The following is a 24,684-nucleotide window of genomic DNA, read 5'->3' on the forward strand; positions in this document are numbered from 1 at the left end:
CTATCCATCCTTGTCGGTGCGGAACCAGTCTGCCGGATCCTGAGGTGTGTTGTCTTGCCTGACTTCTATATAGAGCGTTTCCGTCCGGTCAGTGCCAGTGGCTTCACCATTTGGTGACATCTGAGAAGTTGTGCCGCTTTCCGGCCCGCCCATCAACCCGATGGGGGTGCCACCGGCAATCACCTGCCCGGCTTGGCCGTAAACCACATCCAGCCCCGCCAGCACGAAAAGCGTGTCGACCTGCGGCTCAAGGATCACGACATTGCCCAGATCAAGCAGCGGCCCGACATAGCGGATCGTGGCCGCCGAGGGGCTGGTCACGATGGCGCGCGGGCGCGTGGCAAGGATCATGCCCGGTCGCGTTACGCCCGCCGAATCCGTCTCGCCAGCCTTGCGGATCACCAGCCCCTGTGCGGGCAAGGGCAGATCGCCCACCTGCCCGTCAAGGTTCACCGGCGCAGGCTCAACCGCGCCGGTGGTGATCTCGGACAGGCCGCTGGCAAAGCCGTCCAGCGTCTCGGTCGAGGCGATGAGGATCGCGGTGCGCACCGGGTCTTCGGTAAAGCGCATCGGCAGATCGGTGCGGTTGGCCATGGCCTGATTGAGCGCGGTGCGCGCGGCCTGAAGCTCGGTCAGCCCGTCTTGCAGGCGCTGCGCCGCATCGGTTTGGAGCGCGCGCAGGGTCTTGATGTCCTCATAGTCCTGCCGCAGCGCATCGGCGCGAGCGTTCAGCGCAGGCGTCAATTCAGCCAGCAACATGCCCGCGCGGGCGGTGCCCATCGGGCCATCGGGGTGCAGAAGCACCACGGGCGAGGGATCGCCGCCGATGCTTTGCAAGACGCCCAAGAACTGCGCCACCTCGCCCTCGCGCGCCTGAAGCTTGCGGCTCAGCTGCGCCTCATTGATCGCCGCCTGCCGCAGCCCTGCCCGCATCGCCGCCAGCCCCGCCTCAAACGCCTGAATCGTCTCGGTCAGCGCCTTCACCCGGTCGCGCGCGCCATCGGCTTGGTCCAGCCGCGCCGATGCCGCCTCCAAGGCGGTCGCGGCTGCGCGTGCCTCCGCGGCGGCCTCATCGGCCTGCGCCTGTGCCATCAAGGGCAGACAGGCAAAAAGGGCAGCCGCGGCAAGATGTTTCATGAAAGCAGGCTTTTCCCGGTCATTTCTTCGGGCTGCGGCAGCCCCATCAAATCAAGCACCGTCGGCGCCAGATCGGCCAGCCGCCCGTCGCGCAGCGCCGCCCCTTCGGGCGCGCCCACCGCCACCACCGGCACGGGGTTCAGCGTATGGGCCGTATGCGCGCCGCCGGTCTCGGGGTCGATCATCATCTCGCAATTGCCGTGATCTGCGGTGACGATCATCGCGCCGCCTGCGGCCTCCAGCGCCTTGAGCACCCGGCCAAGCCCCGCATCCACCGCCTCACAAGCCGCAATCGCCGCCTCCAGATCGCCGGTATGGCCGACCATATCGGGATTGGCGTAGTTCACCACGATCAGGTCATAACCCGCCTCGATCGCCTGCACGAATTGATCCGTCACCTCGGCGGAGGACATCTCGGGCTGCATGTCATAGGTCGCCACATTGGGCGATTTGGGCATGTTGCGGTCCTCCCCCGTGGCCGGGGTCTCACCCCCGCCGTTGAGGAAGAAGGTCACATGGGGATATTTCTCGGTCTCGGCCAGCCGGAACTGCCGCAGCCCATGCTGCGCCACCCAATCGCCCAGCGTGTTCTTGATGTCCGGCTTGGGGTACATCGTGGTCATATAGGCGGCGTGGTCCTTGGAATATTCCGCCATGCCCATCAGCGCCGCCCAATCGGGGCGCGCGCCGGTGTCATAGGCGTCAAAGCCCGGATCGCCCAAAGCCGCCATGATTTCCCGCGCGCGGTCAGCGCGGAAGTTGAGGCAGAAGAACCCGTCGCCAGAAGCCGCCCCCGCGTAGCCCTCGATCACGCTGGCGGTGATGAATTCATCCGTCTCGCCCCGCCCATAGGCCGCCTGAACCGCCGCGCGGGGATCGGGAAACCCCTCCCCTTCGCCATGCAGGATCGCCGCCGAAGCCTTGCCGACCCGGTCCCAACGGTTGTCGCGGTCCATCGCGAAATAGCGCCCCGTCACGGTGACGATCTTCACGGCCTCGGGCAGCGCCGCCTCTAGCGTCTCGAAATAGCCAAGGGCAGAGGACGGCGCCACGTCGCGCCCATCTGTCACCGCGTGGATCACCACCGGCAGCCCTGCCGCGTCCAGCGCGCGGGCGGCGGCGATCATATGGCTGAGATGCCCATGCACCCCCCCGTCCGAGACGACGCCCATCAGATGCGCGGTGCCGCCGGTTTCCTTGAGCTTGGCGATGAAATCTTGCAGGCGCTCATTCTCGGCAAAGCTGCCCTCTTCGATGGCGAGATCGATCTGCCCCAGATCCATCGCCACCACCCGGCCCGCGCCAATATTGGTGTGCCCGACCTCGGAATTGCCCATCTGCCCGCGCGGCAGGCCCACGTCGGGGCCATGGGTGATCAACTGCGCCTTTGGTCCTGCTTGCATGATCCGGTCGAAATTCGGCGTCTTGGCCAGCAGGGGCGCGTTGCCCTCAGGCACCTCGCTGAGGCCCCAACCGTCAAGGATGCACAATACGACAGGTTTGGGGGCGCTCATCAGACTGTTGCTCCGGCTTGGTGGCTGTTCAGCGCCTTTTACCCCTTGTGGGCTGGCACTTGAACCACTTTGTGCACAAGCCCCCCATTCCCGCGCAGAGCCCTTGCCCCGCGCGGCTGCTTTGGTCATAACGAGTGGCAACTTTCGCCTGAGCCGAGGACCAACTCCATGACCCTGCAAGCGCCCGAAACCCGCATCGTGAACACTTGGCGCGTGGCCTGCGACGGCAGCGAAGGCGCGCTTGGCCACCCGCGCGTCTGGCTGCAAATCCCCCAGGATCGCGGCTGGGTCGAATGCAGCTATTGCGACTGCAAATTCGTCCATGCGGATTTCGAAGGCAAAGTCTGAGCCTTTCCGCCCCCCCTGAACAACTGAACCGACGGCACGAACCTGCCCGCGCGGCGCATTGGCGTCTGGCCGTGGGCCATGCTTCGTGGCAAAAGGGTCGCCAACCCAGCGGAGCATTCCTATGACATTCGGCAAAGGCCACCACCTGCATCTGATCGACGGCTCTGCCTTCATCTTTCGCGCCTATCACGCCCTGCCGCCGCTGACGCGCAAATCCGATGGCTTGCCGATTGGCGCCGTGGCGGGCTTCTGCAACATGCTGCACCGCTATGTCGAGGGCAACACCGGCCCCAACGCGCCTACCCATGTCGCCGTGATCTTCGACAAGGGCAGCCACACCTTCCGCAATGACATGTACGACCAGTACAAGGCCAACCGCGACGCGATGCCCGAAGACCTGCGCCCGCAGATCCCGCTGACCCGCACGGCGACCGAAGCCTTCAACATCGCCTGCAAAGAGCTTGAGGGCTATGAGGCCGATGACATCATCGCGACCCTCGCCGTGCAGGCCCGCGCCGCCGGGGGGCGTTGCACCATCATCAGCTCCGACAAGGACCTGATGCAGCTTGTGGGCGACGGGGTGGAAATGCTCGACGCGATGAAGAACAAGACCATCGACCGCGATGGGGTGTTCGAGAAGTTCGGCGTCTATCCCGAACGCGTGGTCGACGTGCAAGCGCTGGCGGGCGATTCGGTCGACAACGTGCCCGGCGCGCCCGGCATCGGGATTAAGACGGCAGCGCTTTTGATCAATGAATACGGCGATCTGGATGCGCTGCTTGAACGGGCGGGCGAGATCAAACAGCCCAAGCGCCGCCAGACCCTGATCGACCATGCCGAGCAAATCCGCCTGAGCCGCAACCTCGTCCTGCTGGACGAGAACACGCCGCTCGACTTCACCATCGACGATCTCGAAGTGCGCGACCCCGATGCGGACCGCCTGCTGGGTTTCCTGTCCGAGATGGAGTTCCGCACCCTGTCGAAACGCGTGGCCGAGGTGTTGGGCCGCGAGGCCCCCGTCATCCCCGAAGCGCCCGCCCCCGCCGTGGCCGATGCGCCGCAGGTGGCCGAGGTGGCCTTTGACCACAGCCAGTATGAACAGGTCAGCGACGCCGAAGCGCTGCGTGTCTGGCTCAATCGGATTTACGAGCGGGGCTATGTCGCGGTGGACACCGAGACCACCGGCCTCAATGAGATGACCGCGGAACTGGTCGGCGTTTCGCTGGCCGTAGAGCCCGGGCAGGCCTGCTACATCCCGCTGACCCACAAAGCCAGCCGCGACGACGACCTCTTCGGCGGAGAGGGGCTAGCCCCCGGTCAGATGCCGGTCGAAGAGGCGCTGCAACTGCTGACCCCGATGCTGGAGGATCCCGCGATCCTCAAGATCGGGCAGAACATGAAATACGACAGCAAGATTTTCGCCCAACTGGGCATCGCGGTCGCGCCCATCGACGACACCATGCTGATGTCCTACGCGATGCACGCGGGCCTGCACGGGCATGGGATGGACACGCTGTCGGAACGCTACCTCGGTCACACACCGATGCCGATCAAGCCACTCTTGGGCAGCGGCAAATCCGCCGTGACCTTCGACAAGGTGCCGCTGGCCGATGCCGTCCCCTATGCCGCCGAAGATGCCGATGTCACCCTGCGCCTGTGGCAGCTTTTCAAGCCACAACTGCACCGCGCCGAGGTCACCAAGGTCTACGAAACGCTAGAGCGCCCGCTGGTGCCGGTCTTGGCGCAGATGGAGCGGGCGGGCATCGAGGTCGATCGCGATACGCTCAGCCGCATGTCCAACGCCTTTGCCCAGAAAATGGCCGGGCTGGAGGCGGATATTCACGAGTTGGCGGGCGAGAGTTTCAACGTCGGCTCCCCCGCCCAGCTTGGTGAAATCCTCTTTGGCAAAATGGGGCTGCCGGGCGGCAAAAAGGGCAAGACCGGGAAATACTCCACCGGCGCGGATGTGCTGGAGGATTTGGCGACCGAACATGACCTCGCCCGCCGGGTGCTGGACTGGCGGCAGCTGTCCAAGCTGAAATCGACCTATACCGATGCGCTGCAAGACCATGTGAACGCCGAGACGGGCCGCGTGCACACCTGCTATTCCATCGCCGGGGCGGCGACGGGGCGGCTCGCCTCGACCGATCCGAACTTGCAGAACATCCCGATCCGTTCCGAGGAAGGCCGCCGCATCCGCGAGGCTTTCGTCGCCCCCGAGGGCAAGGTGCTGGTGGCGCTGGATTACAGCCAGATCGAGCTGCGGATTCTGGCGCATATCGCCCAGATCGACGCGCTGAAGGAGGCGTTTCACCGCGGCGACGACATCCACGCCATGACCGCGTCCGAGATGTTCGACGTGCCGATGGATCAGATGACACCTGAGATTCGCCGCAACGCCAAGGCGATCAACTTCGGCGTGATCTACGGCATCTCGGGCTTCGGCCTTGCGCGCAACCTGCGCATCCCGCGGGCCGAGGCGCAGGGTTTCATCGACCGCTATTTCGAGCGTTTCCCCGGCATCCGGACCTACATGGACGAGACCAAGGCCTTTGCGAAAGAGCGCGGCTATGTGCAGACGCTCTTTGGCCGCAAAATCAACACGCCCAACATCGGCGCCAAGGGACCGCAGGCGGGCTTCGCCGCCCGGGCCGCGATCAACGCGCCGATCCAAGGCACCGCCGCCGACGTGATCCGCCGCGCCATGGTGCGGATGCCCGAGGCGATCGCCGATCTGCCCGCGACCATGCTGTTGCAGGTGCACGATGAACTGCTGTTCGAGGTCGAAAAGGGTGCCGAAGATGCGCTGATCGCCGCCGCGCGTGAGGTGATGGAGAATGCCAATGATCCGGTGGTGAAGCTTGACGTGAAGCTGATCGTCGACGCCGGTGTGGGTGCCAATTGGGCGGAGGCGCATTGATGGAAGACGCGGCCCTTCCCGCAGACCTCGCCCAAGCGCTGGAAGAGACCGGCGCGCAGGCCGGTTGGGACAGCTACAGCGACGCGCTGCGCGCCGATGCACTGGCGTGGATCGACGCGGCACGGACCACGACGGCGCGGTCAAAGCGGGTGGATGACGTGGCGCGCTTTGCCGGCAAGGGGCTGCCGCCGACGCCGTTTCAGTAGGGTGGAGGGCCATCGCCTGCCCGCGGGTTGGCGATCCAAGCTCAGTTCCTGCCACTTTATCTCTCAGCCATGATGTGCGGCCTCAAGGTTACGCCCGGCCCCACCAAATCGCCTACCCGGTGGGGCGGGCGGGCGATGGCCCGGCGCCTGCGGCTTGATTCCGGGCCGGCCCCATTCTCAGGCGATGGCCCTTTGTACACGCGTCCCCCATGCGCTAGATCATGCAGCATGACCCCGATCCTCTACTCCTTCCGCCGCTGCCCCTACGCCATGCGCGCGCGTCTCGCCCTCGCGGCCGCGCAAACCCCCGTCCACCTGCGCGAAGTCGTCCTGCGCGACAAACCGCAAGCCTTCCTTGACGCCTCGCCCACCGCCACCGTGCCCTGCCTCGTCACCGAAACCGGCCCCATCGACGAAAGCCTCGACATCATGAAATGGGCGCTGGTCCAGAACGATCCCGACGGCTGGCGCGACATGCCGTCCGAAGGCCACGACTGGATCACCTGCGCCGACGGCCCGTTCAAAGACGCGCTGGACCGCACCAAATACGCCACCCGCTACCCCGAGGCGGACCCCGAAGAGCAACGCGCCAAGGCGGCAACCTTCCTCCATGACCTCGACGCGCAACTGGGGGACTGGATCTTTGACCGCCCCACGCTGGCGGATTACGCGATCCTGCCCTTCGTGCGGCAGTTCGCCTTCATCGACCGCGCTTGGTTCGACGCGCAGGACTGGCCCGCCCTTCGCGGCTGGCTCGACCGCTTCCTCGCCTCGCCCCGGTTCGAAAGCGTGATGAACAAATACCCCCAGTGGCAGCCCGGAGATACGCCGGTGTCATTCCCCTAAGGCGGACACCCACCCCAAGGACTGCTCCGTCGGGCCGCCCGGAATATACTCCCCGCTGACGAAACCGTCATAGCCCGCCCGCAGCGTGGCAAAAAGCCCGTCGAAATCGATATCACCGCTGCCCGGCGCGCCGCGCTTTGGCGTGTCACCTAGCTGCACATGGCGGATCAGGGGGCGATATTCCTCGAAAACCGCCACGGCATCGCCATGGATCATCTGCGCGTGAAAACTGTCGAATTGCAGCGCCACATTCGGCGCATCTACCGCCGCCAGCAGCTCCGCCGCCTGCGCGTAGTCGTTCAGGAAATAGCCCGGCTTGGCCTGCGGGCAGAGCGGTTCGATCATCAAGGTGACCCCTGGCGGCGCCTCTGCCGCGGCATGGCGCAGGTTCGCCACAAGGGCCTTTGCCGCCGCTGGCCCTTCGCCCTCCCCGGCCATGACATGCACCATTTTGGGCCGCAGCGCCACAACATAGCGCCAGACCCGGCGCATATCATGGGCGAAACGCGCCTCGCCTCCCGGCAGGGCGGCGAAACCGGGCGGACCGCCCGTGTAATTCGGCGGCGGCGCGTTAATCAGGGCGAGCGTTAAGCCATTGCGCAGCAAGGCGCGCTGCGTCTCTTTCGCGGGCATGTCATAGGGGAACAAGACCTCAACCGCGCCAAACCCCGCCTCTGCCGCCGCGTCGAACCGGTCCAGATAGGGCAGTTCGGACCAAAGCAGCGACAGATTGGCGGCGGGGGTGATCGGCATTCGGGTCTTTCGGTGAGCTTACGGCAGGTCTTCCGAAGGGATGATGCCAAAGAATTCCCCACCCGACCAGACACCAAACCAGCCATCGCGGTGCTGGCCCAGATCGACCAAGCGATAAAAGCTCTTGCGGTCGATCAGCGCCTCCAGATTGCGGCGCACCAGCACATAGGGTGCAGGTTCGCCCGTCTCTTCATCGCGGACCACGCGGATCGGATGGGCCGCGCCCGCCTCGGCCACATCGCCCAGATTGGTCAAAAACCGCAACTGCTGCGCCTCGCCTGCGCCCTCGGCCTCGAAGTCCACGGCGACGAATGGTGCATCTTCGACGGTGATGCCGACCTTCTCCACCGGGGTTTTGAGGAAATAATCATCCCCCTCGCGCCAGAGAATCGATGCGAACAATTTGACCATTTCGATCCGGCCAATGGGTGTGCCTTGATAGAACCACGTCCCGTCGCGTTTGATCTGCATGTCCAGATCGCCGCAAAATTCCGGGTTCCACTTCTCAAGCGGCGGGGTTCCGCGCGCTTTTGCGGCCTTGGCGGCTTCGATCAAACTGTCTGCCGTGGGTGTCACGGTATTTTGTCCGCTCATTGGTTTTGCCATTCCCTTTGGTCGCGATACACTTACACCTGAAAGATATAACTCCGGGGAAAGAAATGTCATGGCCGAAGCGGATGATCTGATCGCGCAAATCGAAGCGCTGACCGAAAAGCTCGCCGCGGCGAAACAGTCGATCACCGGGCGTTTCGTCGGGCAGGAGCAGGTCGTCGACCTTGCGCTGACGGCGCTGCTCTGCGGCGGGCACGGCCTGCTGATCGGGCTGCCGGGCTTGGGCAAGACGCGGCTGGTTGAGACATTGAGCACGGTCATGGGCCTGCACGGCAACCGCGTGCAATTCACCCCCGATCTGATGCCCGCTGACATCTTGGGCTCCGAAGTACTCGACACCGCGCCCGACGGCAGCCGCGCCTTTCGCTTTGTCGAAGGGCCAATCTTTTGCCAACTTCTGATGGCCGATGAGATCAACCGCGCCAGCCCGCGCACGCAATCCGCCCTGTTGCAGGCGATGCAAGAGAAGACCGTGACCGTCGCAGGACAGGACCGCGCGCTTGGCCAGCCCTTCCATGTGCTGGCCACGCAAAACCCGATCGAGCAGGAAGGCACCTACCCCCTGCCCGAAGCGCAGCTTGACCGTTTCCTCGTGCAGATCGACGTGGCCTACCCCGACCGCGCGACGGAGCGGGACATTCTGCTGGCCACCACCGGTGTCGAAGAGGGCACCGTGCGCCCGGTCTTCACCACCGAAGATCTGCTCTCTGCCCAGACCCTGCTGCGGCGGATGCCCGTGGGCGACAGCGCGGTGGAACTGATCCTCGACCTTGTCCGCGCCTTCCGCCCCGACGAGCCTGAGGCCACCCAGCCCGTGCGCGACAGCGTCGCTTGGGGCCCCGGCCCCCGTGCCGCGCAGGCGTTGATGCTGACCGTGCGCGCCCGCGCGCTGCTGGAGGGGCGGTTGGCCCCCTCCGCCGAAGATGTGCTCGCCATGGCCCGCCCGGTGCTGAGCCACCGGATGGCGCTGAACTTTGCCGCGCGCGCGCGCGGCGAAAGCCTGCAAGGGCTGATCGACGCCACCGCCGGTCAATTGATCGGGAAAAAGGCCGCCGCGTGACCCATAGCCCCCTGTCCCTCAGAGCCAGCGCCGAGGGCGAAGCGGCCCGGCTGCCCGCCCTGCTGGCGCGGGCCGAGCATTTGGCCGGTGCGGTGCTGCCCGGCGCCCATGGCCGCCGCCGCGCGGGGACGGGAGATGATTTCTGGCAATACCGCCCGGTGCAGATCGGTGACAGCCGCCGCATGGTCGACCACCGCCGTTCGGCGCGCGGCGATCAGGAGTTCGTGCGCGAGCGCGAGTGGCAGATTGCGCAGTCCGTCATGCTCTGGGTTGATCAGGGGGCCTCGATGCGCTTTGCCTCGGACAAGGCGCTGCCTGACAAGGCCGACCGCGCCCGCCTTTTGGGCCTTGCGCTGGCGATCTTGCTGCTGCGCGGGGGGGAGCGTGTGGGCCTGACCGGCACCGCCCTGCCCCCACGGCGCGGCAATCCGCAGGTGCTGCGACTGGCCGAATTGCTCTGCCAAGACGATGGCCAAGACTACGCCCCGCCCGAACATCGCGGCATGATCCCCCATGCGCGGGCGGTCTTCATCTCGGACTTCATGGGCGATCTCGACCCGGTACAGACCGCGCTGACCAAGGCCGCCGACCGTGGCGTGCGTGGCGTGCTCTATCACCTGCTAGACCCGGCGGAGGAGGCTTTCCCCTTCGCGGGTCGAACCATTTTCGAAAGCGTCGGCGGCAGTCTGCGGCATGAGACGCTCAAAGCGAATGACCTGCGTGATCGCTACCTCGATCGGCTGGCGGCGCGCAAAGACGCCTTGCAGCAACTCTGCGCCCGGACCGGCTGGCGTTACGGGCTGCACCACACCGATGCCACGGCGCAGTCGGCGCTGCTCTGGCTCTACGGCGCGTTGGACGCGCGGCAGGGGAGTGCGGCATGAGCGTTTTCGGCGGCATCGGTTTCACCGCGCCTTGGCTGCTGCTGGCCCTGCTGGCGCTGCCGATCCTTTGGCTAATCCTGCGGGCCGTGCCGCCCGCGCCGGTTCGCCGCCGCTTTCCCGGTGTGGCGCTGCTCTTGGGGTTGGCGGATGACGACAGCACCAGCGACCGCACCCCGTGGTGGCTACTTTTGCTGCGGATGCTGGCCGTGGCCGCGATCATCATCGGCCTTGCCGGGCCGGTGCTGAACCCGCAGGCCGAGGCGGAAGAGGGCAGCGGCCCCTTGCTGATCCTGCTCGAGGGCTCATGGGCCGGGGCCAGCGGCTGGGACCGACAGATGGCCGCCGTTGACGCGCAACTCACCCGCGCCGGACGGGCGGAGCGGACGGTGGGCATCCTTAGCCTCACCGACCCGCAGGTGCCGACCTTCCAATCCGCCGATGCGTGGCGCAGCCGTCTGGCCGGGTTCACCCCCGCGCCGTGGCAACCGGCCCCGGCAGAGCTGACCCGCGCGACCGAGATCATGGCGGCCCTGCCCGCCTTCGACACCCTGTGGTTCAGCGACGGATTGGACTATCCGGGCCGCGATGAGTTGGTTGCCGCGCTGCAATCCAAAGGCGCGGTCGAGGTGCATCAATCCGCGGGCAATGTCATCGGCATCGCGCCCGCAGTCTACCAAGACGGCGCGATCGACCTGACCCTGCGCCGCGCCGCGCCCGGACCGGAACGCGCGGCGGTGGTGCAGGCCCATGGCCGCGATCCGGCGGGCAACGCCCGCGTGCTCGCCACCGCCAATGCGACGTTCGAGGCAGGCGCGACCGAGGCCCGCACCTCCCTCTCGCTGCCTGCCGAAATGCGCGCGCGGCTCACCTCTTTCGACATCGCGGGCCAACGCTCCGCCGGGGCGCGCAGCTTGGTCGATGACGGGCTGCGCCGCCGCGAAGTCGCGCTGATCCGGGGGCGCGAGGCGCAGGAGGGGCTGCAACTGCTCTCGCCGCTGCATTACATCGAACAGGCGCTGGCCCCGAGCGCAGATCTGATCGACGGCACCCTGACCGAGGTGCTGCCCGCCAACCCCGATGTGATCGTGCTGGCGGATGTGGCCACCCTCGCCCCTGCTGAGGCCGAGCCGCTGCAAGAGTGGATCGACGCGGGCGGCATGCTCATCCGTTTCGCCGGGCCGCGGGTGGCGGCGAGCGATGTCAGCCGCATCGACGAAGACCCGCTGATGCCCGTGCGCCTGCGCGCCGGGGGCCGCAGTGTCGGCGGCGCGATGTCTTGGGGTGAGCCCAAGGCGCTGGCCCCCTTCCGCAACGGGTCGCCATTCTTTGGGCTGACGGTGCCCGATGACGTGACCGTTTCGGCCCAAGTCGTGGCCCAACCCGACCCGACGTTGGCCGACCGGGTGATCGCCGCGCTCAGCGATGGCACCCCGCTGGTCACACGCAAAGCCGTGGGTCAGGGGCAGATCGTGCTGTTCCACGTCACCGCCACGGCGGAATGGTCCACCCTGCCGCTTTCGGGTCTTTTCGTGCAGATGATGGAACGGCTGGCCGTGTCATCCGGTGCCAGCGCCCCCGAGGCCGAGAGCCTTGAGGGCACCACATGGACCCCGCTGTGGGTGATGGACGGTTTCGGCAGCCTGTCGGATGCGGGCAACCTGCCCGGCGTTGCGGGGCCTGACCTGATCTCGGCCCCCGCAGGCCCCGCCCTTCCGCCCGGCATCTACGGCGCCGAAGACCGGCGTCTTGCGCGCAATGTGCTGACCGGCGAGACCGCCCTCACCCCCGCCACATGGCCCGCCGATGTGCCGCTGCGGGGCCTTGCCCTGCCGCCGGAACAGCCACTCGCCGGGGCGCTTCTGAGCCTCGCCATTCTTTTGCTCGTGGCCGATGTGCTGGCCTCCCTCGCCCTTTCGGGGCTGCTGCTGCGCCGCTCCACTGGCAGCTTGGCGCTGGCCTTGGGGCTGGCCATCGCCCCGCAGATGGGCGACGCGCAGGAGAATGACCCCGAAAGCTTTGCAATACGCTCGGCCTCTGAGGTGACTTTGGCCCATGTGCTGACCGGCAACAGCGACGTTGACGAGATCGCCCGCGCCGGGTTGATCGGCCTGTCGGACACGCTTTATTTCCGCACGACCGTAGAGCCTGACCTGCCCACCGGCGTTGATCTTGAGCAGGACGAACTGGCCTTCTTTCCGATCCTCTATTGGCCAGTAACCCCCGACCAACCGCAGCCCTCGTCCGAGGCTTATGGCAAGCTGAACGACTACCTCCGCTCGGGCGGGCTGATCCTGTTCGATACGCGGGACGCGGATATCGCCAGCTACGGTGCCGCCAGCCCGAATGGGCGCAAGTTGCAGGAACTGGCCGCACCGCTCGACATTCCGCCGCTGGAGCCGCTGCCGGGCGACCATGTGCTGACGCGCACTTTCTATCTGTTGCAAGACTACCCCGGTCGCTACAGCAGCCGCGATGTCTGGGTCGAGGCTGCGCCGCCCGATGCCGAACGGATCGAGGGGATGCCCTTTCGCAACCTCAATGACGGGGTGACGCCGGTGGTGATCGGGGGCAACGACTGGGCTGCGGCTTGGGCTGTGCGCCGCGATGGCGCGCCGCTCTTGCCCATCGGGCGCGGCTTTGCCGGAGAGCGGCAGCGCGAACTGGCCTACCGCTTTGGCGTGAACCTTGTCATGCATGTGCTGACCGGCAACTACAAATCCGATCAGGTCCATGTGCCTGCGCTGCTGGATAGGTTGGGCCAATGACCGGAACCGTGCTTTTCGACCCGCTGATCCCCCTGCCGCTGCTGATCGGCCTTGCGGTGCTGGCCGCGCTCGGCCTTCTGCTGGCGCTGTGGCGCGGCCTGTCGGGCTGGGCCCTGCGGGGCTTGGCGGCGGCAGTGGTTCTGGCCGCGCTCGCCGGGCCATCCTACCAGACCGAAGACCGCGCGCCGCTGTCGGACATCGTGCTGCTTTTGGAAGACGAAAGCGCCAGCCAGCGGCTCTCCGACCGTGCCGCGCAGACCGACGCGGCGGCAGAGGCGCTCTCTACCCGCATCGCCGCCCGCCCCAATACCGAGCTGCGCCGGATCACCGTGCCCGATGGGGCCGAGGATGCAGGCACCCGGCTGATGACCACGCTGGCCGATGCGCTGGCCGAAGAGCCACGCGCGCGGATCGCGGGCATTCTGGCGCTCAGCGATGGCCGGGTGCATGACGCCGATCTACCGCTCGACCTGCCCGCGCCGCTACATCTGCTGCAAACCGGTCGGGCCGAGGATTGGGACCGCCGCCTGACTGTGCGCAACGCTCCGGCCTTTGCCATCATCGGAGAGCCGGTGACCCTGACGCTGCGCATCGACGATCTGGGGGCCGCGCCCGAGGGCGGCGGGCTGACCCAGCTTGATATCTCTGTCGACGGGGAAGAACCGCAGAGTTTCAACGTGCCGATTGGCCAAGACCTTGAACTGCCCGTGGCCCTGCCCCACGGCGGGCGCAACGTGATCCGCTTTTCCCTGCCCGAAGCCGAGGGGGAGTTGACCGACCGCAACAATGCCGCGCTGATCCATATGAACGGCGTGCGCGACCGGCTCAGCGTGCTCTTGGTCTCAGGCGAGCCGCATCCCGGCGGGCGCACGTGGCGCAACCTGCTGAAGTCCGACAGCGCGGTCGATCTGGTGCATTTCACCATTCTGCGCCCGCCCGACAAACAGGATGGGGTGCCGGTGAACGAGCTGTCGCTCATCGCCTTCCCGACGCGCGAGTTGTTCATGGAAAAGATCGACGACTTCGATCTCATCATCTTTGACCGCTACCAACGGCGCGGCATTCTGCCTGCGCTCTACCTCGACAACGTGGCGCAATATGTGCGCAAGGGCGGTGCGGTGCTGGTCGCCGCCGGGCCGGATTTTGCCAGTGCCGACAGCCTCTACCGGTCGCCGCTCGGCACGGTGCTGCCCGCCACCCCCACCGCGCGGGTGGTGGAGGAAGCATTCCCCCCGGTCGTCACCGACATCGGCCAGCGCCATCCCGTCACCTCAGACCTGCCCGGCAAGGGCGACTGGGGCCGCTGGCTGCGTCAGATCGACGTGAACGCTGAAAGCGGCGACGTGGTGATGACCGGCGCGGACGACCGCCCGCTTCTAGTGCTGGACCGCGTGGATGAGGGGCGCGTGGCGCTGCTCGCCTCTGACCACGCTTGGCTGTGGAACCGCGGCTATGAGGGCGGCGGCCCGCAGTTGGAATTGCTGCGCCGTCTGGCCCATTGGATGATGAAGGAACCCGAGCTTGAGGAAGAGGCGCTGATGGCCTCTGCCCAAGGCCGGACCATGCGCATCACCCGCCGCACCTTGGACGAGACCGTGCCCCCCGTCACGATCACCGCCCCCGATGGCAGCACGACTGAACTGCCCCTCACCCCCGCCGGGCCGGGCCGGTTCGAAGCGGAATATACCGGCGAAGAGATCGGCCTCTACCGGCTGGAGAACGGCGAAGAGGTCACCGTCATCGGCCTCGGCCCCGCCGCCCCGCGCGAGTTTGTGGAGACCATCGCCAGCGATGCGGCCCTGCGCCCGGCGATCGACAGCCTGCGCGGTGGGGTGGCACGGGTGGAGGATGGGCTCCCCCGTCTGCGCGACGTGCGCCTTGGCCGCCCTGCCGCCGGGCGCGGCTGGCTGGGGCTGACCCCGCGCGGCGCTTACGAGACGCGCGATGTGCGACAAACGCCGCTGCTGCCGGGGTGGCTGGTGCTCTTGCTTTCGGCGCTCTTCATCATTGCCGCATGGCTGCGCGAGGGCCGCCGCTAAAGCGCCCGCAGCAGCAAACCGCCCGCCAGCGTCACCACGACCAAGCCCGCCGTCAACTCGGCCACCGCTCCGGCTTGGGCCAGCCTCGGCGATCCGGCGAGGCCGCCCAAGACCCCGGCGCGCAGCCCCGTTGCGGCCAAGCCGGTGGCGATGGTGATCAAGCCGGTGCCGAGCGCCATGGCAAAGGCCCCCAAGATGCCGACCCCGCCGATCCCCATATGCCAAGTGATCACCAGCACGAAAAGCGCGCCAGTGCAGGGCCGGATGGCGATCCCACCGATCAAAAGCAGCGCGTCGCGCAGTCTGCCCGCGCGCTGAACCTGCGCCAGACTGGGCCCATGGGCATGGCCGCAATGGCTGCATACTTCACCGGAATGCGCCGATCTGTCCTGTCGCGCATGGCGCAACCCGCGCCAGATCAACCAAAGCCCGATGAGAGCAATCGCGCCATAGCTTGCCGGGGCCATGATGCCTTCGGTCACGCCGACCAGCGCCTCCCGCCCGAGACCCAAGAGGAGGATACCCGCATAGACCAGAACCACGGCGGTCACCGCTTGGCCCAAGGACGCCGCGAGCGCGATCAGCGACAGCCGCAGCACTGGCACCGCCCGCGCCAACCCGTAGCCGCCGATCACGATCTTGCCGTGCCCCGGCCCCGCCGCATGGACGACGCCATAGGCAAAAGACGCCAAGAGCACCGTCCAGAACGCCGCCGTATCGCCGCCCCGCGTGGCGCGCAGCCCGCTGGCGATACTGTTTTGAAATCCGCGCTGCTGTCCCGCGGCCCAATGGGCAAGGGCGTTGAACCCGCCCGACCACCACAGCGCCGCCAGCGCCAAAAGGGTCGCCAATGCCGCCAGCGCTATGATGCGTCGCATGTGATCACCACTTCATTGGCCAAGGCTTCGCCGATCTCCGGCAAGCCGACATCGCTTGGATCGGTATTCGCGTCCAGCGTGCTCAAGTCCTGCTGAAGGGCGCGCAGATCGGCATTCATATCCGGCATCTTGACCCGCGCGCGGCAGGCATCGCTGCCTTGGATGGTCACTTTCTGGGTCACTTCATAGGCGGTGTAATAGGTCGGATCATAGGGTTTGATGATCAGCCCATCCGCCGAGGGAGCCAGGCCTTCGACCGCGCGCAGATGGCTGGTGATGATGCGGCCTTCGGCAAAGCGGGTTTCCACGTCTTGCGGACCCGAGAGCGCGACCTCTTCGCCCCCCTCCAGCAAGACCGTATCGCCGTTGAACCCTTCGATCCACTGCATGTCGAATCCGTTGAGAGAGGCGACTTCCGCCTGCGTCAGCACGCCATCGTAATCGGGGTCGAGGCCGCGATCCTCGGTCACCAAGAGAGAGTAGAATTCGTCATAGGCCCATGTGATCCGCAGATGGGTCAACCGCCCCTCGGCATCGACGATCACTTCGAACCCGGTATCGACGAAGATATGCGGATGCGCGCCAAGCGGTGTGGCGCAGGCGAGGAGAGCGGCGGTGACGAGCGGGTATTTCATGGCGCTAGGTCTACGCCCCTTCGCCAAGCGCGGCAATCGCCCGGCGGGCGGCGCACGGCGGGAAGGCGCGCATCGCCGCCCCGCCTGTGGGTCAGTTCGACGGGTAGGGCCGGACAAAGACCGGACGCTCGGGCGTCGAGGCATCGGGCTGATAGGCATAGCCGCCGCTGTCGAAATCCTGCAAGCCTTCCGGGTCGTTCACCCGGTGCTGCACGATGTAGCGGGCCATGGCACCCCGCGCCTTCTTGGCGAAGAAGCTGACGATCTTCGGCCCCTTGCCATCGCCCTTATCTTCCATGAACTGCGGGGTGATCACCCGCAGTTTCAGCGCCTTGAGGTCCACCGCGCCAAAGTATTCCTGACTGGCGCAGTTCACCAGAACATCGCTGCCGGTCGCCTCGGCCTGTGCGTTCAACGCCTTTGACAGGCTGTCGCGCCAATAGTCATAAAGGTTGCCGCCCCGGCGGGTTTTCAGCTTGCTGCCCATCTCTAGCCGGTAGGCTTGGATCGCATCGAGCGGGCGCAGCACGCCGTAAAGGCCCGACAGGATGCGCAGGTGATCTTGGGCATAGGTCATCTCATCGGCATCAAGGCTCGTGGCCTCCAGCCCCTGATAGGTGTCGCCGGCGAAGGCCAGCGCGGCGGGGCGGGTGACCTCGGCTGAGGGCTCAGCCTCGAACGCCTGAAAGCGGTCGCGGTTGAGCCGCGCGAGATCGTCGCTCAGCCCCATCAGGCTTTTGAGATCGCCCAAGCTGAGATTGCGCGCAGTCGTCGCCAGCCGCACGGCGTCTTCCTGAAAATCAGGCTGGGTGACGGCGACATTGCGCTCGGCCCAATCAAGGCGTTTGGCGGGGGAAATAACGACGAGCATGGCAGTCTCCTTGGGGACGTTTCGGGGTGATCTAGCCCGGGTCGCGCAGAACGTCCAGAAAGGCCGGACCAAAGCGTTCAGCGCGTTTATCGCCGAGCAATCGTTCAATGGCCGAAGGGTCGGCGCTGCGCAGTTGGGCCACTTTCGCAAGCATCGCGGCAGAACAGCTCAGCGGCTTTTCGGTCCCCTGTTCGCCGCGCGCCAGATCGGCCTGCACCTGCAACAGCTGGTCATAGACATTGCCCGCCTCGCGCCCCGCCAGCTTGCGCCGCGCCTTATGCATCGGCTGCGCCTCGCCGTTGATGACTTCGAGGAAGGCCGCACCGTAATTTTCCAGCTTCTTGGCCCCCACGCCGCCGATCCGCGCCATGGCGTCGAGGTCTTGCGGCCGCGCCTCGGCCATCTCGATCAATGTCCGGTCGGTGAAGATGATATAGGCGGGCACGCGGGCCGCCTCGGCCAGCGCGCGACGCTTGGCCTTGAGCGCCGAGAGCAGCGGCGCGTCCTCATCGCTGACCATGGCCTTGACCGCGGGCCGCCGGTTCGCGCCCGCCGCCTTGATCGTATCGCGGCGCAGGTTGATGCTGGCCTCGCCGCGCAGGATCGGCAGGGCGGCGTCGGTCATGCGCAGCGCGCCGTGGCGCTCGGCATCCGGGCGCACGAGGTCATGGCCCATCATCTGCCGGAACACCGCCTGCCATTCGTTGCGGCTGTATTCGCCGCCGACGCCGTAGGTCGGCAGCGATTGGTGGCCGCGCTGGCGGACCTTCTCGGTCTCGTTGCCCAAGAGGATGTCGATGAGATGGCCGGCGCCGAACCATTCGTCGGTGCGCAGCATGGCCGAGAGCGCCTTGCGCACCGCCGTGGTGCCGTCGAAAACCTCCGCGGGGGTATCGCAGAGATCGCAACGCCCGCAGGTCACCTCGGTCTCGTCGAAATAGCCCAGCAGCGTCTTGCGGCGGCACTCCAGCGCCTCGGCCAGCCCCAGAAGCGCGTTGAGCCGCCCGTGATCGGCGGCGCGGCGTTCGGGCGGGGCCAGCCCCTCGTCGATCTGGGCGCGGCGCAGGCGGATGTCGTCGGGGCCGAAAAGCGTCAACGTCTCGGCCGGGGCACCATCGCGCCCGGCGCGGCCGATCTCTTGGTAGTAAGCCTCGATCGACTTGGGCAGATCGGCATGGGCGACCCAGCGAATGTCGGGCTTGTCCACGCCCATGCCAAAGGCCACGGTGGCGCAGACGATCAGCCCGTCCTCTTGCTGGAAACGTCGCTCGGCGATGCGGCGGTCCTCGGCCTCCATGCCGCCATGGTAATGCAGCGCCTCCTGCCCCTGATCGCGCAGCGCCTTGGCTAGCCCCTCGGTCTTGGCCCTTGTGCCGCAATAGACGATGCCCGATTGGCCGCGCCGCGCCCCGGCGAAGGCGAGGATCTGGTCGCGCGGCTTGTTCTTGGCGGCAAAGGCAAGATGGATGTTGGGCCGGTCGAAACCGCGCAGGAAGGCGCGCGGCGGGGTGCCGTCAAAGAGCTTCTCGACAATCTCGACCTGCGTTTCGGCATCCGCCGTGGCGGTGAAGGCGGCGAGCGGTACGTCGAGCGTGCGGCGCAGCTCACCGATGCGCAGGTAGTCCGGGCGGAAGTCATGGCCCCATTGGCTGACGCAATGCGCCTCGTCCACGGCGATGAGATTGACGCCAACGCGCCGCAGCATCCCCATGGCGGAGCCTGCCGCCAGCCGTTCCGGAGCCATGTAGAGCAGTTTGAGCGTGCCAGCTTCCAACGCCTCCCAAACCGCATCGGTCTCTTCGGGCGTGTTGCCTGAGGTGAGCGCGCCTGCCGCGACGCCTGCTTCTTGCAGGCTGCGGACCTGATCGCGCATCAGGGCGATCAGCGGCGAGATCACCACCGTCACCCCCTCGCGCATCAGGGCAGGCAATTGGAAACACAGGGATTTGCCGCCGCCCGTGGGCATGATGGCCAGCACGTTCTCGCCCTCGGTTACGGCCTCAACAATTTCTTGCTGGCCGGGGCGGAACCCGTCGAAACCGAAAACATCACGAAGAAGCGTGGCAGCGCCTGTCATGGAGAACCTGTAAGATTGTCTGCTCTTTTTATGCAGACTCCCACACTAACAAAGCGTGAACAAGGCCAGATGCCCGCGGCATCGGCGCGCGGGCGGGCCCGGGGCACGGGTCAGTAGAAGGCCGCTGCGTTGTTGGTAAGCACGATCCGCGCCATGGCAACGGCGATCAGCACGATCAGGGGGGCGAGGTCCAGACCGCCCATCGGCGGGATCACATTGCGCACACGGCTATAGACCGACTCAAGAATGCGGTTCAGCCCGTCCCAGATCTGCGCCACCAGCGGCTGGCGCAGGTTCAGCACCTGAAAATTGATCAACCAAGACATGATGACATGGGCGATGACGATGAACCAAACGATGTTCAAAAGCAGCATCAGGATCTGGAACAGCGACGTCATGGAATATCCCCTTGGTTTGACGCAAGACAATTAAGCGCCCCGCCCTCAAAGGGCAAGAGTGCCGCGACGTATATGCTTGACCGCGCTGCGCTTCCGCCGCAGATCCGCGGCGTCACGACAAAGGAAAGCCTCATGTTCCCGATCATCCGCATGGCCAAAGACGTCATCGTCGCCGCGCGGCAGGCGCCGCTGGACAATCTGACCGACACCCATGTCAGCCACCACATCTGCTGGCCGCATGACCTCGATATCTGGATGGAATTGAACAACGGGCGGGCACTGTCGCTTTATGATCTGGGCCGCACCGCCATGGCGCAGCGGGCCGGGCTGATCACGCTGCTGCGGCAAAACAAATGGGCCATCACCATCGCAGGCTCCAGCACGCGGTTCCGCCGCCGCATCCGCATGTTCGAGAAGTTCGAGATGCGCAGCCGGACACTGTGTTGGGACGACAAGTTCATCTATCTTGAGCAATCCATGTGGAAGAAGAACGGCGAATGCGCGAGCCATGTGCTCTACCGTTCCGCTGTCACGGATCGCAACGGCCTGATCCCGCCGGAAAAGGTCCTGCAAGCGATGGGACGGCAGCAACCTTCGCCCGAAGTGCCCGGCTGGGTAGCGGAGTGGATCCGCGCCGATGCGCATCGCCCGTGGCCGCCGATGCAGGACGCGGTCCCTGCCCCCGAGACCGCAGAGCAGCTTTCGGCCTGAGCCGACCGCCCTCCTCTGCCTCGCCCCCTGCCCTTACTGACGCTTGCGCCTTGCGCCCTGCCCTGCTCTAACTTGAAAAAGGGCAGGCCGCGAAAGGGCGCAACATGGCACAGACAGGCGGGCGCAAGCGCATCTGGGGATGGTATTTCTTTGACTGGGCCAGCCAGCCTTACAACACCCTGCTTCTGACTTTCATCTTCGGCCCCTACTTTGCTCAGACCGCGACCAATGCGCTGGTCGAGGGCGGGATGGAGCTTGGCGCCGCCAAAGCCCAAGCCCAGGCATACTGGGGCTATGGTCTGGCGCTGGCGGGCGTCGCGATTGCGGTGCTGGCCCCGGTCTTGGGCGCTGTGGCGGATTCCTCGGGGCGGCGGATGCCTTGGATCTGGCTGTTCTCGGCCATGTATGTGGTGGGCGCAGGCGCACTGTGGTGGACCGCGCCGGGAGATTTCTCTCTGCTTTGGGCGCTGTTCTTTTTCGGCATCGGCTTGGTCGGGATGGAGTTCGCGACGATCTTTACCAATGCCTACCTGCCCGAGCTGCACCCCGACGCGGATGAGCGGGGACGCATTTCCGGCGATGGCTGGGCCTTTGGCTATGCGGGCGGGGTGCTGGCGCTGATCGCGATGATCGCCCTGTTTCAAAGCGGCGCGAATGGGCGCACCATGGCGGGGCTGACGCCGCTTTTCGGGCTGGACCCGGCGACAAAGGCCGACACCCGCATCGTCGGGCCGCTGACGGCCATCTGGTACGCGGTCTTTATGATCCCCTTCTTCCTCTATGTGCGCGACAGGCCGAAACGCGGCGCGGTGCGCTATCGCGTGGGTGCGGGTCTCGCGGATTTGGCGCGCACCCTGCGGGGGCTGCCGAAGCATCCGTCTCTGCTGGCCTATCTCGGCTCGTCGATGTTCTACCGCGACGCGCTGAACGGGATGTATACCTTTGGCGGGGTCTATGCGCTTGGGGTGCTGGATTGGTCGATCCAAGAGATCGGCATCTTCGGCATCCTCGCCGCCATCTCGGGCGCGGTGTTCTGCGTGCTGGGCGGGCGGATCGACCGGCGCATCGGCCCGATGCCGGTGATCGTGGCCTGCTGCGTCATCCTCATCGCCACCGCCTGCCTGATCATCTCGCTGGGGCCAAATTCGGTCATGGGCGTTTCTTTGCCCGAAGGCTCCGCCCTGCCCGATATCCTGTTCTACGTCGCCGGTGCCTCTATCGGCGCGGCGGGCGGGGCGCTACAGGCGTCATCGCGTAACATGCTGACCCGGCAGGGAAACCCCGAGCGAATGACCGAGGCTTTCGGCCTCTACGCCCTCTCGGGCAAAGCCACCTCCTTTCTCGCACCGGCGCTGATTGCCCTGACCAGCGACCTCACCGGCAGCCAAAGGCTGGGGATCACCCCCGTCGTGGGGCTTTTCATCATCGGATTGATCCTGTTAGCCTGGGTCAAACCCAAGGGAGATTTCGCCACATGACGCTGCTTCGCACCTTCACCTCCGTGGCGCTGGCCTTTGCGCTTGCCTCTTGCGGGGGCGGCCGGACCGAGACCGACATCAGCGGTGAGAAGGTCGCCCTGCCGACCATCGGCTCTTCGGGCGGCGCATTGAGCACGGTTGAGGCCAAGCGGCTTTTCGGCGCCAAGAACTTTGCCTCCGCGCAATCTCCGGCGGCTTTCGGCAGCTATTCCAAAGGGTGCCTCGCCGGGGCCGAACAATTGCCTGAGACGGGTCCGACATGGCAGGCCATGCGCCTGTCGCGCAACCGCAACTGGGCCCATCCCGAGATGATCGACATGGTCAAGAAACTCAGCCGGAAGGCCGCGCAGCAACCCGGTTGGGAAGGCATCTATGTCGGCGACATGAGCCAGCCGCGCGGCGGGCCGATGCTGACCGGGCACGCCAGCCACCAGATCGGGCTGGATGCCGACATCTGGATGCTGCCGCCCAAATCCCTCAACCTCAGCCGCGCCCAGCGTGAAAACATCTCGTCGATCTCCATGCGCCGGGCAAGCGGGGCCTATGTGAATTCCTCTTGGACACCTGCGCATCACGAAGTCATTAAGGCTGCGGCCCAAGACCCCCGCACCGCGCGCATCTTTGTTTTCCCCGGCGCCAAGGTGCAGATGTGCGCCGATGAGAAGGGCGACCGCAGCTATCTGCGCAAAATCCGGCCTTGGTACGGGCACCACTACCATTTCCACATCCGCATCAGCTGCCCCAAGGGCGCGCGCGGCTGTGTGGATCAGGCCCCACCCCCGCCCGGTGACGGCTGCGCCGATGCGCGCCAGTGGCAGGCCAATATCCTGAACCCGCCAAAGCCCGACCCGAGCGCGCCCAAAGTGACACCCAAGCCCAAGCGCGACATCCTGCTTGCGGACCTGCCTGCACAATGCAACGCCGTTTTGAACGCAAACTGATCCGCGCCTGCCTTCCGTTCTTCCTGCTCATCGCCTGCGTGGCCCCCGCCGCGCAGACAGGGCCGGTGGTGCAGGTGGACAGCGTGCTGACATGGCGCCATCCGGCGCCGTGGTTCGGCGGCTTTTCCGGGGTCGAGGTGAATGCCGATGGCACCCGCCTCACGGCGGTGTCGGACCGGGGCCGCGTCGTGCAAGCGCGCATGCTGCGCGAGGCGGGCCGTCTGGTGTCGCTTGAGATTGAGGAGGATGCGCCGCTCAAAGATGCCGATGGCAAGTCCCTGCGCGACAAGATGCGCGATGCCGAAGCGCTGGCGCGTGACGGCAGCGGGCAACTCTACGTCTCATTCGAACACGACCACCATGTCGCGCGGCTGTCGCCCGAGAGCGGCGTCACCACCCCGCTGCCCAGACATGACGACTTCGCCAAGTTCGAGCCGAACGCGGGGATGGAGACTTTGGCCGCCCACCCCGATGGGCGGCTCTTTGCGATCCCCGAAGGCGGCGGCCCGGCCTCGGATGATTTCCCGCTCTATGCCTTTGACGGCAGCAGTTGGACGATCACCGCAGAAATCCCGCGCCGGGGGCCGTTCCTGCCGGTGGATGCCGATTTTGCCCAGGACGGTACGCTTTATCTGCTGGAGCGGACGATCACGCCGCTGGGGTTTCGCAACCGCATCCGCAGCTTCGACCTCACCGCGCCTGCGCTTGGCGAAGAGACACTGCTGACCTCCGGCCCCGGTCAATATGACAACCTCGAAGCACTCAGCACTTGGCAGGACGCGGCGGGGCAAACCCGGCTGACCCTGCTGTCGGACGACAATTTCTTCGTCATGCAGCGCAATGAGGTGGTCGAGCTGATCCTTGCCAAACCGGGTTCCGAGGGCTAAAGCCGTCCGGTCTGCGATCCCCGCAGGCCAAGTCGCCGCACCCTTGCACAAAACGGTTCACATATGACACGCACCTATCTTCCCGGCATTCTTGCCATGGCCGCCATCGTCGTGGCCTCGAATATCCTTGTTCAGTTTCTCTTTGGCCAATGGCTGACCTGGGGGGCTTTCACCTATCCGCTCGCCTTCCTCGTCACCGATGTGATGAACCGTCTCTACGGCGCCTCTGCCGCGCGCCGGGTCGTGTTGGTGGGCTTTGTCGTGGGCCTGATCTGCTCGCTCATTGGCACGCAGATCATGGGCGAATTCGGCCCGCTTGTGACGATCCGCATTGCCGTGGCTTCGGGCACCGCCTTCCTCGTGGCGCAGCTGCTGGACGTGACGATCTTTAACCGTTTTCGCGATGGCGCATGGTGGCGCGCGCCCTTGGTCAGCACATTGATCAGCAGCGCGATCGACACGGCGCTGTTTTTCTCCATCGCCTTTTCGGCCAGCCTGTCGTTCATCCACCTCGCCACCGATGTGGCTTGGGCTGCTGAGACGCTGCCGCTTTTGGGCGCTGGCCCGCTCGCGCCGCTCTGGGTCTCGCTCGCCGTGGCGGATTGGTCGGTCAAACTGGCCATCGCGCTCATCGCGCTGATCCCCTTCCGGCTCCTGACCGCACGGCTGACCGCCCGCGCGTGATACTGGCGCAGGGGGCCACCCCCTGCCGCCGCGCCCCTTC

General features: G+C 66.1%; 22 protein-coding genes. 13 read left to right on the forward strand and 9 right to left on the reverse strand.

The features are described from left to right. Window positions 1-1,137 carry a peptidoglycan DD-metalloendopeptidase family protein gene (locus tag HKX24_RS00990; protein WP_271692536.1) on the reverse strand — a complete coding sequence of 379 codons (1,137 nt, stop codon included), beginning with the start codon at window positions 1,135-1,137 and terminating at the stop codon, window positions 1-3. Then, window positions 1,134-2,651 carry a 2,3-bisphosphoglycerate-independent phosphoglycerate mutase gene (gpmI, locus tag HKX24_RS00995; protein WP_271692537.1) on the reverse strand — a complete coding sequence of 506 codons (1,518 nt, stop codon included), beginning with the start codon at window positions 2,649-2,651 and terminating at the stop codon, window positions 1,134-1,136. The genes HKX24_RS00990 and gpmI overlap by 4 nt, the downstream gene beginning before the upstream one ends. 168 nt (window positions 2,652-2,819) lie before the next feature. Here gpmI and HKX24_RS01000 point away from each other — a divergent pair, with 168 nt between their 5' ends. The 4 genes from HKX24_RS01000 (at window position 2,820) to HKX24_RS01015 (ending at window position 6,971) form a co-directional block, all read left to right on the forward strand. After that, on the forward strand, window positions 2,820-2,999 hold the full coding sequence (locus tag HKX24_RS01000; RefSeq protein WP_271692538.1) for a zinc-finger domain-containing protein: 180 nt from the start codon (window positions 2,820-2,822) through the stop codon (window positions 2,997-2,999). A 121-nt stretch (window positions 3,000-3,120) separates the two neighbouring features. Then, window positions 3,121-5,919 (forward strand): DNA polymerase I, encoded by a 2,799-nt coding sequence (gene polA, locus HKX24_RS01005; protein WP_271692539.1) that lies wholly within the window; start codon window positions 3,121-3,123, stop codon window positions 5,917-5,919. After that, window positions 5,919-6,125, forward strand: coding sequence for a YdeI/OmpD-associated family protein (locus tag HKX24_RS01010; RefSeq protein ID WP_067263012.1), 207 nt, complete (start codon window positions 5,919-5,921; stop codon window positions 6,123-6,125). The genes polA and HKX24_RS01010 overlap by 1 nt, the downstream gene beginning before the upstream one ends. A gap of 228 nt (window positions 6,126-6,353) precedes the next feature. After that, on the forward strand, window positions 6,354-6,971 hold the full coding sequence (locus HKX24_RS01015; RefSeq protein ID WP_271692540.1) for a glutathione S-transferase: 618 nt from the start codon (window positions 6,354-6,356) through the stop codon (window positions 6,969-6,971). Here the strand turns inward: HKX24_RS01015 and HKX24_RS01020 are convergent. Both HKX24_RS01020 and HKX24_RS01025 read right to left on the reverse strand, forming a co-directional pair. After that, window positions 6,960-7,724, reverse strand: coding sequence for a TIM barrel protein (locus HKX24_RS01020; protein WP_271692541.1), 765 nt, complete (start codon window positions 7,722-7,724; stop codon window positions 6,960-6,962). The genes HKX24_RS01015 and HKX24_RS01020 overlap by 12 nt on opposite strands. A gap of 18 nt (window positions 7,725-7,742) precedes the next feature. Continuing rightward, the gene (locus tag HKX24_RS01025; protein WP_271692542.1) at window positions 7,743-8,318 is read right to left on the reverse strand and encodes a DUF1285 domain-containing protein; all 576 of its coding nucleotides are present in this window, start codon (window positions 8,316-8,318) and stop codon (window positions 7,743-7,745) included. Window positions 8,319-8,388: 70 nt separating this feature from the next. Between HKX24_RS01025 and HKX24_RS01030 the strand changes: the two genes are divergently transcribed. The 4 genes from HKX24_RS01030 to HKX24_RS01045 are packed head-to-tail and all read left to right on the forward strand — an operon-like array spanning window position 8,389 to window position 15,084. Then, window positions 8,389-9,396, forward strand: coding sequence for a MoxR family ATPase (locus tag HKX24_RS01030; RefSeq protein WP_271692543.1), 1,008 nt, complete (start codon window positions 8,389-8,391; stop codon window positions 9,394-9,396). Then, on the forward strand, window positions 9,393-10,280 hold the full coding sequence (locus HKX24_RS01035) for a DUF58 domain-containing protein (protein ID WP_271692544.1): 888 nt from the start codon (window positions 9,393-9,395) through the stop codon (window positions 10,278-10,280). Before HKX24_RS01030 ends, HKX24_RS01035 begins: the two co-directional genes overlap by 4 nt. Continuing rightward, window positions 10,277-13,045: a DUF4159 domain-containing protein gene (locus tag HKX24_RS01040; protein WP_271692545.1), complete on the forward strand. Its 2,769-nt coding sequence runs from the start codon at window positions 10,277-10,279 to the stop codon at window positions 13,043-13,045. Before HKX24_RS01035 ends, HKX24_RS01040 begins: the two co-directional genes overlap by 4 nt. Next, the gene (locus tag HKX24_RS01045) at window positions 13,042-15,084 is read left to right on the forward strand and encodes a hypothetical protein (RefSeq protein WP_271692546.1); all 2,043 of its coding nucleotides are present in this window, start codon (window positions 13,042-13,044) and stop codon (window positions 15,082-15,084) included. Before HKX24_RS01040 ends, HKX24_RS01045 begins: the two co-directional genes overlap by 4 nt. On the opposite strand, the gene HKX24_RS01050 is transcribed toward HKX24_RS01045, so the two are convergent. The 5 genes from HKX24_RS01050 to HKX24_RS01070 all read right to left on the reverse strand — a co-directional run bounded on the left by HKX24_RS01050 (window position 15,081) and on the right by HKX24_RS01070 (window position 19,943). Then, window positions 15,081-15,962: a hypothetical protein gene (locus HKX24_RS01050; RefSeq protein ID WP_271692547.1), complete on the reverse strand. Its 882-nt coding sequence runs from the start codon at window positions 15,960-15,962 to the stop codon at window positions 15,081-15,083. The genes HKX24_RS01045 and HKX24_RS01050 overlap by 4 nt on opposite strands. Beyond that, complete coding sequence (locus tag HKX24_RS01055) at window positions 15,947-16,597, reverse strand: DUF1007 family protein (protein ID WP_271692548.1); 651 nt, start codon at window positions 16,595-16,597, stop codon at window positions 15,947-15,949. Before HKX24_RS01055 ends, HKX24_RS01050 begins: the two co-directional genes overlap by 16 nt. A gap of 91 nt (window positions 16,598-16,688) precedes the next feature. Next, on the reverse strand, window positions 16,689-17,468 hold the full coding sequence (gene yaaA, locus HKX24_RS01060; RefSeq protein ID WP_271692549.1) for a peroxide stress protein YaaA: 780 nt from the start codon (window positions 17,466-17,468) through the stop codon (window positions 16,689-16,691). A gap of 31 nt (window positions 17,469-17,499) precedes the next feature. Continuing rightward, window positions 17,500-19,545, reverse strand: a complete 2,046-nt coding sequence (recQ, locus tag HKX24_RS01065; RefSeq protein ID WP_271692550.1) for a DNA helicase RecQ — start codon at window positions 19,543-19,545, stop codon at window positions 17,500-17,502. A gap of 110 nt (window positions 19,546-19,655) precedes the next feature. Then, window positions 19,656-19,943 (reverse strand): YggT family protein, encoded by a 288-nt coding sequence (locus HKX24_RS01070; protein ID WP_276153757.1) that lies wholly within the window; start codon window positions 19,941-19,943, stop codon window positions 19,656-19,658. Between the two features lie 132 nt (window positions 19,944-20,075). On the opposite strand from HKX24_RS01070, the gene HKX24_RS01075 reads away from it, so the two are divergent. The 5 genes from HKX24_RS01075 to HKX24_RS01095 all read left to right on the forward strand — a co-directional run bounded on the left by HKX24_RS01075 (window position 20,076) and on the right by HKX24_RS01095 (window position 24,644). Next, on the forward strand, window positions 20,076-20,654 hold the full coding sequence (locus tag HKX24_RS01075; protein ID WP_271692551.1) for an acyl-CoA thioesterase: 579 nt from the start codon (window positions 20,076-20,078) through the stop codon (window positions 20,652-20,654). Between the two features lie 104 nt (window positions 20,655-20,758). After that, on the forward strand, window positions 20,759-22,132 hold the full coding sequence (locus tag HKX24_RS01080; RefSeq protein WP_271692552.1) for an MFS transporter: 1,374 nt from the start codon (window positions 20,759-20,761) through the stop codon (window positions 22,130-22,132). Beyond that, complete coding sequence (gene mepA, locus HKX24_RS01085; RefSeq protein ID WP_271692553.1) at window positions 22,129-23,073, forward strand: penicillin-insensitive murein endopeptidase; 945 nt, start codon at window positions 22,129-22,131, stop codon at window positions 23,071-23,073. The genes HKX24_RS01080 and mepA overlap by 4 nt, the downstream gene beginning before the upstream one ends. Next, window positions 23,046-23,960, forward strand: a complete 915-nt coding sequence (locus tag HKX24_RS01090; protein WP_271692554.1) for an esterase-like activity of phytase family protein — start codon at window positions 23,046-23,048, stop codon at window positions 23,958-23,960. The genes mepA and HKX24_RS01090 overlap by 28 nt, the downstream gene beginning before the upstream one ends. Window positions 23,961-24,023: 63 nt before the next feature. Then, window positions 24,024-24,644, forward strand: coding sequence for a queuosine precursor transporter (locus tag HKX24_RS01095; protein WP_271692555.1), 621 nt, complete (start codon window positions 24,024-24,026; stop codon window positions 24,642-24,644). Window positions 24,645-24,684: the final 40 nt, after the last annotated feature.

Source organism: Sulfitobacter sp. M85 (genome assembly GCF_029285915.1).
Lineage (GTDB): Bacteria > Pseudomonadota > Alphaproteobacteria > Rhodobacterales > Rhodobacteraceae > Sulfitobacter > Sulfitobacter faviae.